The organism is Halomicrobium sp. HArcht1-1 (assembly GCF_058933285.1).
Genome location: NZ_JBZYDL010000001.1, coordinates 504,775 through 516,979 on the forward strand (window position 1 = coordinate 504,775; position 12,205 = coordinate 516,979).

General features: G+C 67.7%; 12 protein-coding genes. 5 read left to right on the top strand and 7 right to left on the bottom strand.

The genetic code is table 11. From position 1 onward, the window contains the following. Window positions 1-33 precede the first annotated feature (33 nt). Window positions 34-198, top strand: a complete 165-nt coding sequence (locus tag AC5FRZ_RS02705) for a DUF6757 family protein (RefSeq protein WP_170093314.1) — start codon at window positions 34-36, stop codon at window positions 196-198. Between the two features lie 328 nt (window positions 199-526). Further along, window positions 527-1,825, top strand: a complete 1,299-nt coding sequence (locus AC5FRZ_RS02710; RefSeq protein WP_493565071.1) for a zinc metalloprotease — start codon at window positions 527-529, stop codon at window positions 1,823-1,825. A gap of 131 nt (window positions 1,826-1,956) precedes the next feature. On the opposite strand, the gene AC5FRZ_RS02715 is transcribed toward AC5FRZ_RS02710, so the two are convergent. Then, entirely contained in the window at window positions 1,957-3,129 is a 1,173-nt protein-coding gene (locus AC5FRZ_RS02715; RefSeq protein WP_493563791.1) for an acyl-CoA dehydrogenase family protein, read from the bottom strand. Between the two features lie 121 nt (window positions 3,130-3,250). Between AC5FRZ_RS02715 and AC5FRZ_RS02720 the strand changes: the two genes are divergently transcribed. Continuing rightward, window positions 3,251-3,739 (top strand): HPP family protein, encoded by a 489-nt coding sequence (locus AC5FRZ_RS02720; protein WP_372479753.1) that lies wholly within the window; start codon window positions 3,251-3,253, stop codon window positions 3,737-3,739. Window positions 3,740-3,754: 15 nt separating this feature from the next. On the opposite strand, the gene AC5FRZ_RS02725 is transcribed toward AC5FRZ_RS02720, so the two are convergent. The 4 genes from AC5FRZ_RS02725 to alaS all read right to left on the bottom strand — a co-directional run bounded on the left by AC5FRZ_RS02725 (window position 3,755) and on the right by alaS (window position 9,245). Then, entirely contained in the window at window positions 3,755-4,474 is a 720-nt protein-coding gene (locus AC5FRZ_RS02725; protein WP_170093316.1) for a type 1 glutamine amidotransferase, read from the bottom strand. An 89-nt stretch (window positions 4,475-4,563) separates the two neighbouring features. After that, window positions 4,564-5,343 (bottom strand): alpha/beta fold hydrolase, encoded by a 780-nt coding sequence (locus AC5FRZ_RS02730; protein WP_372479752.1) that lies wholly within the window; start codon window positions 5,341-5,343, stop codon window positions 4,564-4,566. Between the two features lie 39 nt (window positions 5,344-5,382). After that, complete coding sequence (locus AC5FRZ_RS02735) at window positions 5,383-6,348, bottom strand: DUF4013 domain-containing protein (protein ID WP_493563792.1); 966 nt, start codon at window positions 6,346-6,348, stop codon at window positions 5,383-5,385. A gap of 122 nt (window positions 6,349-6,470) precedes the next feature. Further along, complete coding sequence (gene alaS / locus AC5FRZ_RS02740; protein WP_493563793.1) at window positions 6,471-9,245, bottom strand: alanine--tRNA ligase; 2,775 nt, start codon at window positions 9,243-9,245, stop codon at window positions 6,471-6,473. Between the two features lie 167 nt (window positions 9,246-9,412). On the opposite strand from alaS, the gene AC5FRZ_RS02745 reads away from it, so the two are divergent. Beyond that, complete coding sequence (locus tag AC5FRZ_RS02745) at window positions 9,413-9,886, top strand: DUF6789 family protein (RefSeq protein WP_153552091.1); 474 nt, start codon at window positions 9,413-9,415, stop codon at window positions 9,884-9,886. Here the strand turns inward: AC5FRZ_RS02745 and AC5FRZ_RS02750 are convergent, their stop codons facing one another. Both AC5FRZ_RS02750 and AC5FRZ_RS02755 read right to left on the bottom strand, forming a co-directional pair. Beyond that, window positions 9,887-10,855: a replication factor C small subunit gene (locus AC5FRZ_RS02750; protein WP_208627708.1), complete on the bottom strand. Its 969-nt coding sequence runs from the start codon at window positions 10,853-10,855 to the stop codon at window positions 9,887-9,889. Between the two features lie 60 nt (window positions 10,856-10,915). Continuing rightward, window positions 10,916-11,599, bottom strand: coding sequence for a class I SAM-dependent methyltransferase (locus AC5FRZ_RS02755; protein ID WP_170093323.1), 684 nt, complete (start codon window positions 11,597-11,599; stop codon window positions 10,916-10,918). Window positions 11,600-11,756: 157 nt separating this feature from the next. Here AC5FRZ_RS02755 and AC5FRZ_RS02760 point away from each other — a divergent pair, with 157 nt between their 5' ends. Further along, window positions 11,757-12,197, top strand: a complete 441-nt coding sequence (locus tag AC5FRZ_RS02760; protein WP_153552252.1) for a DUF2391 family protein — start codon at window positions 11,757-11,759, stop codon at window positions 12,195-12,197. Window positions 12,198-12,205: the final 8 nt, after the last annotated feature.

The following is a 12,205-nucleotide window of genomic DNA, read 5'->3' on the forward strand; positions in this document are numbered from 1 at the left end:
GCATTCAATGTCACAGGGACCCAATCGTGTCGTATGCAATGTCACTACTGCGAGAGTGAGGCGGACATCGCAGTCGAGAAAGACGGTATCTCTGTGGGGGTCTGTGAGACTCACTTCCGCGAGCAGCTCGAAGAACTCGAAGAGACCGAGTGGCTCGGCGATCTCGAAGAGGAGCTCGACGTCGACCGGACGGAGTGAGGACTTCTTTCGATTACTGGATCGAGCGCACGCCACCGGGAGACTCGCCGTCGTCTCCCGACCCGGCCCACAGATAGTTCGGCTCGACGCCGTCCCGTCGACTGGACAAACGACGACGACGATCCGCGTGCAGTCGCCTCTTTTCGATTGACCGCTACGGTCGTTCTGTCACGTGATCCGCCGGGACGACGCACCGACACTGGCGTCTTGCCACCGGTGAGATACGCAATCCGAAGTGCTTATTTTAACCACTCCGATGACCGTTAGTGTGCAACGCTCAGCCGCCGTGTTCCTCGTCGTCGCTCTTTCTGTGGGTAGTGCCGGACTGGTGCTCTCGACGAACGTCGTCTCGCTCGACGGTGACGGAATCCCCGCGGCAGCGGAACTCCAGCAAGACACAGATCCACTCGTCGCTGATACGGACCGTGATGGCCTCCCAGACGGCGAGGAAACCGCGGTCGGTTCGGACCCGACGGTCGTCGACACCGACGGGGACGGTCTCGACGACGGCGTCGAAGTCCACGATCTCGGCACAAATGCGACAGTTGCCGACACTGACGGGGACGGTCTCGACGACGGCGACGAAGTGTATACGCACGGAACGGCACCAATGTCGGCCGACAGTGACCACGATGGACTCAACGACAGTGCTGAGATCGAGGTTCACGGGACGGACCCTGTTTCTGCCCACAGCGACAGTGACGATCTCGCCGATCTCGACGAGATCGAGGTTCACGGAACGGATCCCACGGCGGCCGACACGGACGGCGACGGTCTCGACGACGACGCGGAAGTGTACCAGTATCGAACTGGCACGACGGCGGCTGATACGGACGGTGACGGTCTCGACGACGGCGAGGAGGTCGAGATTCACGGAACCGATCCCACGGCGGCAGACACGGACGGCGACGGCCTCGACGACGGTGCAGAAATCGAGGTTCACGGGACAGATCCCATGCAGGCCGACATGGACGGCGACGGCCTCGACGACGGTGCCGAAGTCGGCCACGACGCTCTCGACGAGAGTGATCCATTCCGTATGGATATCTACGTCGAGGTGGACTACGTCGAGGGGTACAAACCGCCCGCCGACGCCCTCGATCCGGTCACGAAGGCGTACGCGGCAGCCCCGATCTCGAACCCGGACGGTTCGACCGGCATCCGACTCCACATCAGCTACGACGAGGCGATCGAGACTGACGAGCGCGTGAGTCTCGACGAGCTGCGGCAACGCTACATGCCCGTCTACTTCGATCACGAAGCCGATGGCTACCACTACGGCATCGCGGTCGGTGACGCTCGGCACGACGGTCGCTCCGTCGCCGGAGTTACCCAGAGCTGGGGCGACAACAGGCCCTTTCTCTTCGAGACGGCCCGGGACGACAGCGACCAGACGCTGTCCGACGACTCCATCGCAAGTACGTTCATGCACGAACTGGGTCACTCGAACGGGATCCGACCGAACGACTACGACGGCGTCGACTCGAAGACTGTGAGTGCAGATCGCTACGAAAGTACGATGAACTACAACGCTCCCGATGAGTACGTGGGCTACAATGACGGAGCGCCGTTCGACGACTGGGCGCACATCGAACACCACCTCCACACGCCGGCAGTGCGGGACTGACACTGCCGACTGTCACCGCCTTCGACTCGCACCTCGGGAGACAGTAGCCGCCACAGGTAACTGCGCAGCCTGCGGTGTGGGTCGTCACGCTTCGTCGTCGTGAGAGCGCAGTCCGCTCGCGACGCGATTCCCTACTCGAAGGCGTCGATCCCCGTCAGATCCGCACCCAGGATCAGCGTGTGGATGTCGTGGGTCCCCTCGTAGGTGTAGACGGTCTCCATGTTGGCGGCGTGGCGCATCGGCGGGTAGTCGGTCGTGATCCCGTTGCCCCCCAGCATCTCGCGGGCGGTCTGTGCGACCTCGCGGGCCATCCGGACGTTGTTGCGCTTGGCCATCGACACCTGCTGGGGCCGCAGGTCGCCCCGCGCCTTCAGCGCCGCGAGCCGGTCGGCGAGCAGCTGTGCGGTCGTAATGCGGGTCGCCATCTCGGCGAGTTTCTCCTGTTGGAGCTGGAAGCGGGCGATCGGCCCGCCGAACTGCTCGCGGTCGGTCGTGTACTCGCGGGCGGTCTCGAAACAGTCTCGGGCGGCCCCGACCGCGCCCCACGCGATGCCGTAGCGGGCTTCGGTGAGACAGGACAGCGGCCCCTTCATTCCCTCGACGCCGGGCAGGAGGGCGTCCTCTGGCACCCACGCGTCCCGGAGGTGGATCTCGCCGGTCGAGGAGGCCCGCATCGAGAGCTTCCCGTCGATCTCGCTGGTCTCGACACTGTCGCCGTCAAGATCGACCAGAACGCCCCGGACGGGGCCGTCGGTCTCGCCGTCCCCGTCGTCGATCTTGCACCAGATCACGGCCACGTCGGCGATGGGCGCGTTCGTGATCCACGTCTTGGTCCCGGTGAGCCGATAGCCGTCCCCGTCGGGCACCGCGGTGGTCGCCATGCTCGCCGGATCGGAGCCGTGTTCGGGCTCGGTCAGTCCGAAACAGCCGACCGCTTCGCCCGCAGCGAGGTCGGGGAGCCACCGCTCGCGCTGGGCCTCGCTGCCGAACTCGTGGATCGGGTACATCACGAGCGCGCCCTGGACGCTGGCCATCGAGCGCACGCCCGAGTCGCCGGCCTCTAGCTCCCGCATGAGCAGGCCGTAGGCCTCCGGACTCACGCCCGGAAGCGTTCCCCACGACAGCGTCGGCGCGTAGAAGTCCAGCTCGCCCATCGCTTCGAACAGGTGGTCGGGCGAGGTCCCGGACTCGAACCACTCGCCGATCGACGGGCGGACGCGCTCGTCGACGAACTCGCGTGCGGTGTCGCGGATCAGACGCGCCTCCCCGTCGCGGTCGGCTTCGAGGTCGAGATAGTCGAGCATACGACGGCTACGCGTGGCGCGGGCAAAAGTGTGGTCCGCGGTGACGGAGGCCGTGACGACACGCGTCGGCACTGCGTGGAAACAGCACGCTTTACTGTACAGATCGGCAGCCTCCGGCACAGTGACGGCACCGCGAGCGCTGTGGCTTCGGCAGGCGGTCAGAGCGGCGACACTGCTGTCGACGCTGGCCGGTGCGGTGTGGCTCAGCGGTCTCCCCTTCCTCTTTCCGAGCCTCGGTCCCACCGCGTACCTCTTCGCGACGACCCCGGCGGCCCCGGAGTGTGCGCCGCGCCGCGTCGTCGCCGGCCACGCCATCGGCGTCCTCGCGGGACTGGTCGCGTTCCACGCCCTGGGCGCTGGCATCGGCATCGACACGCTGACCACTCCGGGGTCGATCTCGGCGCTCCGACTGGCCGCCAGCGGCGTCGTCGCCGTCGGCCTGACGACCGCCGGCATGGTCGCCACCGACACCGGCCACGCTCCCGCGTGTGCCACGACGCTCATCGTCTCGCTGGGGATCCTCACGACGCCGCGGGCGGCGCTGTTGATCGTGGTGGCCGTCGTCGTCCTCGTGGTAGAACAGCGGGTGCTCGACCGGATCGGAGTGTAGTCGGCGTCCGACCGATCAGTCGTCTGCGGCCGCGACGCCGCCGGACTCCCCCGTCACAGCTCGCTCTCGGAGGTACTGCGTGAAGTTGTCGAACAGTCGCTTGGCCTCGCAGGCGGCGTCGTAGTTCTCGGCCGTGATCCCGTCGAGCACCTGCTTGATCCGTGCCTCGGAGAGTTGCTCGTCTTTCCCCCGCGTGACCTCGCGGGCCGTCTCCGGGTCGTACTCGGGGTGGAACTGGACGGAGAACACGTCCTCGGTCTGGAACCCGTGGATGCCGTAGTCGTTCGCAGCGAACTGCTCGGCTCCGGGCGGGAGTTCGACGACGCGGTCGGAGTGTGTGGTAAAGACGGTGAACTGCTCGTCGACGCCGTCGAGCAGTTCGCTGGTGCCGTCGTGCTCGACCGTCCGATAGCCGATCTCGTACTCGTCCATCGGCTCGACCTCGCCGCCCAGCGCGTGAGCGAGCAGCTGGTGGCCGAAACAGACGCCCAGGAACGCCACGTCGCGGTCGACCGCGTCGCGGACCCACGCGGTCAGGTCCGCGATCCAGGGCTCCTCCCAGTAGACGGAGGCGCGGGACCCGGTGAGGAGACAGCCGTCGAACGCGAAGGTGTCGGGCAGTTCGCGTTCGGTCACGTCGTACTCGACGAGGTCGGCGTCTAGCTCCCGCCGGAAGTTCCGGCGGTTGAGCGCCCCGTCGTGGGCCGCGTTCAGCAAGGCGATCCTGAGACTCATCACTCCTAGTCAGCGGGTCGAGTCACAAAAGCGTACAGATACGTGGTCGTATTTGCCGATCTCCGCGACGCCGCTGGCGGGGCGGCCGGTCACGCGTCGCTCGTCTGCTCGTCGAGCCAGCCCACCAGTGCGTCCGAGACCGCGGCGCTCTCCTCGACGAAGGCCCAGTGGCCGCCCTCGACGGCGCGGTACTCCCCTCGCGGGAGGTCCCGAGCCAGCGACTCGCCGGCCGACGCCGGGACGATCTCGTCGTCGACGCCGTGTAACACCAGCGTGGGCAGCGTGATCTCGTACAGCGGCGGGGCCTCGAACGACCGCATCGCGGCGGCCTGTGCGTCCCACGCCGTCGGGTCGGCGTCGTCGGCCTGCCGCCACTCGACCATCTCCTCGCGGATGGTCGGATGGTCGGTCAGGTCCGAGGCGAACGCGGTCTGCAGCGACGCCGCGAGCGCCTCGCGGTCGTCCAGCGGGGCACGGAGGTCGGCCAGCCGGTCGGTCACGGCGTCGCCGCTGGCGGCGGTCCCGAAGAGCGTCAGCGACGCCCCGCGGTCGTACTCGTGGGCGTAGGCCAGGGCGACCATCCCGCCCAGTCCCGCGCCGACGAGGTGGACCCGCGCGACCCCGGCGTCGGAAAACACTGCCTCAAGATCGGCCGCGAGTCGGTCAACACTGTAGGGACCCGGCGGCGCGTCCGAGCGCCCGGTCCCACGCAGATCCCACACGAGGCTCTCGTAGGGCCCGGCGACGACGCCGTGTTGCCAGCTCCAGAGCCACGCGCCGGCCCCTACGTCGTTGACGAACGCCACTGTCTCGCCGTCCCCGTCGCGCTCGTAGTGTACTGCGACGCCGTCGGCTGTCGCGGTCGGCATAGTCGAGCCGTGGCTCGCGAGCCCGTTGTGCGTATCGGTTCACCGAACGGGCTCGTCGGAGGCCGGTGGGACGACGCCCGCGGCGGCGGCGCTGCGGTAGTAGTACCCCCACAACACTCCCAGCGAGTAGGTACCCCAGGCCCGGACGACGACGGGGCCGACGAGCGTGATCACCGACAGCACCGCCGCGAGGGCGACGGCGACGATCCCGGCGAGCCAGGCGAGCCACGCCCGGACGTACGTCCCCGAGGTCGCGAACCGACCGGCCGACGCCCGCGAGAACGCCGTTCCCAACTCGCCGGTCGCGGCGTAGACCGTCAGCGAGGCCGGGAATGGGTAGAGTCCCAGCACGCCGGTCGTCACGCCCAGTGCGATCCCGAGTGGTTCGTCGACGGTCCAGACCGCCGCTGCGGCCCCCCCACCGACCAGCAGGATCACCCCGTAGAGCCCCGCCACGAGCAGGGACTGGAGCCCGCCGACCAGCGACTCGCCGTAGTCGTCGAACGCCGGCCGCTCGCGCTGGCCGCGCGCGACCGCGCCACAGAGCCGGAAGCCGTACCCGACGGTGACGAGCGAGAAGACGGGCAACACGAGCGCGATCAGTTCCACGATCCCGCCGACGACCAGCGGCCGGTAGTCCTCGTCGACCGGATAGGTCGCCGCCACGCCGAACGACCAGCGATCGGCGAAGGGGGACGGGCCCGACGGGTCCGTCGACGGCGGAGTGTCGCCCGCTTCGTCGTCCTCGACCGCGAGCGTGTCGTCGATCCCCGCCAGTGGCTTCGACTCCTCGGCCTCGGCCCCGTTCGTGGCGTCGTCCGTCCCAGATTCGGCGTCGTCAGCCCCAGATTCAGCGTCCCCCTCCTCCCAGGGGACTTCCGGCTCGGACGGCTCCGGAAACGCGTCTCCCGGCGGATCGATCCGGTGTCTGACCGCCTGCCCACAGGACGGACACGTCTGTGTCTCGAAATCGGACTTCGTCCCGCAGGCCAGACAGTATGGCATCGGTCGGCCCTTCTGGACCGACCTAAAAGTAGCTTGGTGCTCTGATCGTCAGGACGGATCAGCCCGCAGCCGTGACCGAACTCGCGACTGCGGGAACAGCAAAGCAACGGGGACGGTCCCGATCAGACGTTCGCGATCTGTCTGAGGATCTCCGGTGCGTCGTCCAGTGCCGCGTCCAGTTTGTCGGCGTCTGGGCCGCCCCCCTGTGCGAAGTCCGGCGGGCCGCCGCCGCCGCCGCCGACGCGGGAAGCGAGTTCGCCGACGACTTCGCCCGCGTTGACCTCGACGCCGTCGGGGACGGCGACGACGAACTGCGCACCGCTGGCACCGGAACCGAGCACGGCGATCGAGCCCTGGTCGACGACGGCGTTGGCCTGGGCCCGGAGTTCGTCCATGTCGGCGTCGATGCGCTGGACGACGGCGGTCGTGTCTGCGACCTCGACCGCCTCGCTGTCTCCGCCGCCGCTCGCGCGGGCCTCGGCGAGCTGTTCTTTCAGTTCCTCGATCTCCTTGCCGCGGGCCTTCCACTCGTCGAAGAAGCGTGCCGCCGTCTCGGGCACGTCGCCGTGTGCCACGTCGAACAGTTCGGCCGTCTCGTAGAGCGCGTCCTCGACCTCGTGGGTGGCGTCGATGGCCGCGTCCCCGGCGGCGAAGGTGAGCCGGATGACGCCGTCCTGGATCCGCTCCGTGTTCAACAGCTTGATGGCTCCCACGTCGCCGGTCCGGTCGACGTGGGTGCCACCGCAGGCCTGCACGTCGTCGGCGACGTGGATCAGGCGGATCTGCTCGCCGGTCGGGATCCCGCCCTGGTAGAGATCGAAGCCGTGCGCTTTCTCGGCCTCGTGGCGGTCGGGCCACTCCTGGGTGACGGCGGCGTTGTCCATCACGATCTCGTTGGCGCGGTGCTCGATCTCCTTGACCTGTTCGCGACTGATCGACTCGTAGTGGCGGATGTCGATCCGCGAGGAGTCGGTCCCCTTCTGTGCGCCGGCCTGACGGACGTGCTCGCCCAGCACCTGCCGGGCGCTGTGGATGACGACGTGTGTCGCGGTGTGGTGGCGCATCAGCCGACGGCGACGGGTGGCGTCGACCTGCCCGCGGACGAACTCGCCGGTCCCGGGGTCCTCGTCACACGTGTGGACGATGACGCCGCCGTGGACCTGTACGTCGGTCACTTCACCGGTGACGTCGTCGGTCGAGATCGTCCCGTGGTCTGGGGGCTGGCCCCCGCCTTCGGGGTAGAACATCGTCTGGTCGAGCACCACGTCGTAATTACCGTCCTCGCGGTCGAACACTTCGAGGACGACGGCCTCGAACTCCATGCGCTGTTGGTCCTCGTAGTAGAGCCGGTCGGTCTCCGGGAGTTCGTCGAGCCGTTCCTCGTGTGGGACCGTCGTTTCCGCCTCGACGGCCTGGCCGCCGCCGTGGCGGTCGGCGACGAGGCCGTAGAAGTTGTCGGGCACGTCCACGTCGACGCCCCGCTCGGCGGCGATCTCCGCGACCATGTCCGGCTGGATGCCGTGGGAGTCGTACAGCTCGATCAGCTCGGACACCGGGATCGATTCGCCTCGCTCGGCGTAGTCGTCGGCCAGCTGGCGGACCTTCCGGCCGCCACGGTCCAGTGTCTCGCGGTACTTCTCGACCTCGGTCCGGACGATGTCGCGGATGGTATCGCGGTTGTCGTAGCCCAGGCGATCGGCCTGCATGTCGACGAGTTCGTCCAGGGGCGCGTCGACGCCGACCGTGTCGACGAGGCGCTTGGTGCGACGCAGCACCATCCGCGCGAGATAGCCCGTCCCGACGTTCGAGGGGACGATGCCGTCGCCGAGCATGTACGCGAGCGTCCGGGAGTGGTCGGCGATTGCGTAGATGTCTTCGAGGGGCTCCATCAGCTCGACCAGCCGCGCCGTCTCGACGCCCAGCTGCTCGGCCATGGTGTCGCGGGCCGCCTCGACGTCCTCGGCCTCGTCGATGTCCATGTGGCCGGCCAGCTTGGCCGCCCGGAACACGATCTCGTCTTCCTCGTCGGTGTAGTCGAGCCCGGCGTTGTCCCGCAGGAACTCGATCATCTCGGGGTAGATCGCCTCGTAGACCGTCGGGGTCCCCTGGCTCATCCAGGTCCAGCGTTCGATCCCGTACCCCGTGTCGACGACCCGGCGGTCCATCTCCGAGTAGCTGTTGCCGTCTTTCATCTCGTAGTCGCCGTCGGGGTCCTGCTCGAACTGCATGAACACGAGCGTCGCAAGCTCCAGGCCCTGGTAGATCACCTCGAAACACGGCCCGGCGTTGCCCCCGCCGACCCACACGTCCTCGATCAGGGTCAGCTCGCTGCTGTCGACGCCCAGCTCCTCGAACAGCTCCACGCAGTACTGGACGGTCTCCTCTTTCCAGTAGACCTCGCCCTCGTAGGCGTAGCCCGACCCCTCGTCGGCGTTGAACGCGTGGTGGCCACCCATCTCGAAGGCCATCGTGTGGCGTCCGGTCTTGCCGACGTTGTCGATGTCCTGCATCCGGATGCAGGGCTGGGAGACCACCAGCGGATTCGACGGCGGCGGCGACTGGCCCGTCGTGACGTGGGGCTGGAAGTCGTAGATCGACGCCTGGGTCAACAATACGTCGTCGCGCCAGCGGTTGGCGGCGACGGGATAGGGGTCGACCCGGCCGTGGTCGCGCTCTTCGAAGAAGGAGAGAAACGTCTCGCGCATCTCTTCGAGCGAGAGGGTCTCCTCGAAGCCGGGGTCGTCGATGAAGCCGTACTCGGCACAGGGTGGCTCACCGCACGTCTCGCGGGAGGCGTCGCGCGTCCAGAAGTGATCGCCACACGTCCCACACTTCAGCCGCTCGAACCCCTCCTCCTCGAAGTAGTCGAGTCGATATTCGTCGGCGAGGTCGCTCATTGGGATACTGTTGGCCCAGCAGCGGGTAAAACAGTTCCGAAGGCTCAATCCGTGACAGCCGGCGTGACGCGCCGTCTGCCGACGCCGTTGTTAAGCGTTCCCCGGTCGTGCCAGACGCGCCACGACCACCACACGAGTTTTATCTTCCCCTTCGATCCTCCGGTCGCATGTCAACAGAAAACGTCGACGCGCAGCGAACCGCGGCTGGGACCGCCGACTGGAAGGCCGGCGTCCTCGGTGGTATCGCTGGCGCGCTCGCGATGGGTGTACTGGTGCTGGTGATGAACGACGCGACGCTCGCCGTCGCGATTCCGTCGCTGTACGGCCTCGCGCCGCCGCCCAACCCCGGCCTCGGGATGGCCGTCCACGTCTCTCACGGGGCCGTACTGGGCGTCGGCTTCGCCGCGCTCGCACAGGCACTCGACGTGCGAGAGACGAACCGGCTCGTGGGACTCGGCCTCGGCTGGGGCGTGCTCACATGGATCGGGCTGGCCGCGCTGGTGATGCCAGTCTGGCTGAGCGTCGTCGGGTCGCCGGCCTCGCCGCCGTTCCCGAACTTCGCGCCGCCGTCGCTGCTGTGGCACGCCGTCTACGGGCTGGTGCTGGGCGTCGTCGCGGCCGCGCTGCGAACGCGGCTCTGATCAGTCGTCTAAGCTCAGCGAGGCCAGCATCGCTTCGAGCTGGATCCGTTCGTTGGCTCCCTCGGTGATCCGGTAGTCCGTCTCGCCGACCCGATCGAGGATACGGACGGCCTGCTCGTCGGGCACGTCGAACTCCCAGATCGACCGGTGGAGCTGGTCGATGATGTCGCCACCGGCGATCCCCTCCTCGGTGATGAGATCGTCCAGTTGCGCCCGAGCGGCCGTGAAGTCGCCGTCGATGGCGTCCTGAACCATCCCCTGGATGACCTCCGGACGGGCCGTCGAGGTGATCGCGAAGACCGCTTCCTCGTCGACAACGTCCCCCGAGACCGAGGCCGCTTGCAGGCCGTTGATCGCCTTGCGCATGTCGCCCCCGGCGGCGTAGACCAGCGCGTCGACGCCGTCGTCGGTGAGTTCGATCCCTTCCTCGTCGGCGATGTGACGGATCTCTTCCTCGACGGCCTCGTCGCCCAGCGGCGAGAAGCGGAAGACGGCACAGCGAGACTGGATCGGATCGATGATCTGGCTGGAGTAGTTACACGACATGATGAAGCGGACGTTGTTCGAGAACTGCTCCATCGTCCGCCGGAGTGCTGACTGGGCGTCAGAAGTAAGCGCGTCTGCCTCATCAAGAAATATTATTCGGTAGTCGACGCCGCCGAAAGAAGTGCGAGCGAAGCTCTTGATCCGGTCTCGGACCACGTCGATCCCGCGTTCGTCGGAGGCGTTCAGTTCGAGGAAGTGCTCCTGCCAGTCCTCGCCGTACAGTTCCCGGGCGATGGCCGTCGCGCTCGTGGTCTTGCCGGTGCCGGCCGGCCCCGCGAACAGCATGTGGCTCAGATCGTTGCGATCGACGTAGCTCTGCAGGCGCTCGACGATCGTCTCGTGGCCTACGACGTCTGCCAGGGTCTGCGGGCGGTACTTCTCGATCCAGACTTCCTCCCGACCCGAACGCTCGACCTCGCTCATACCCTATCGGAGGGTGGGACCGTCCTTAACTGGTTTGAAACTGCCAGCCTCGACGGAGCGCTACTCGGGAACGACGCCGACCGTCAGTAGCGTGCCGTACTCGCGGTATCGCTCGACCATCGCCGCGCGCGTCTCCCAGTCCTCGGTCGGGAACTCGCTCTCGGCGGGGATCTCCGTCTCCGTGTCCGGAATCCGGTCCTGGCCCGCGACGGCGAAGCCGGCCTCGCGGAACGCCTCGCGGTACTGCTGTTCGCTCCACAGCAGCATCGGCACGCCGACCAGTTCCTCCCACTCGTGGGAGTGGACGTGCTCCTCCCAGCGGTTGACGGCACAGTAGAAGGTCCCGCCGGGGCGCAGGACGCGGCGGAGTTCGTCGAGCACCGTGTGGGGGTTCTGGGCGTAGTAGAACGCCTCCATCGACCAGCAGTGGTCGATGCTGTCGTCGTCGAAGGGCAGGTGCTCGAAGTCGCCGACGGCGAAGGCGACCCGCGGGTCGTCGGTGTAGGCGCGTGCGTTGTGGGCCATCTCCGGCGCGGCGTCGACGCCGTAGACGCGGCCCACGTCTTTCGTCTCGCGCAGGGCACGGCCGGCGTAGCCGCTGCCACAGCCCAGATCGAGGACGGTGTCGCCAGATTCTGCCGGGAGGCGGGCCAGCGCGTGCTTGGCCGTGTGCCAGTGGCGCTCTTCCATCCCTTGATCTTTGCCCGTACGAGCCCACTCGTCGAAGGCGTCGCTGACGCTCATACCCGAGCGAACGCGGGGGCGGGACAAAGGCGGTTCGGACGGTCGCGACCGTGACACGTATGTTCCGACCGCGAGGGCTGGACGTGACTTCGGCGTGCCCTGTCGCTGTGACCGTCGAACACAAACCGTTTTCCCGGCCCGCCGCCCAGACCACGGCATGGCACGGCCCCCGCGCTATCGGATCGCCGACACGGCCCAGCAACTCGTCGGCGGGTTCCTGCTGGCCGGTCCCTTCGTCGTCACCGAGGAGGTGTGGGTGCTGGCGGCGAACATGACCGACGCCCACGCGCTCCTCGTCGTCGCCATCGTCTTCGCGATCGGCTACGGCGCGCTGTACAAGGCCGACGACGACCGCGATCCCGACACCGAGGCCGAGGTCGCCGGTGTGCCGATCCGGTTCGTCTCGCTGATGGGCGTCTCCTTTGGCTCCGTGGCGATCCTCGCGCTCGCGTTCACCGCACCGCAGACGTTCCTCGTCGAGGCGGAGATTCTGGCGGAGCCGACCCAGCGGAGGGTGTTCACGACCACGCTGAAGGCCGTCTCCGTGGGCGCGATCTTCAGCGTCGTCGGGGCCGCGACCGCCGACAGCGTCTTTTGAGCCCGTCG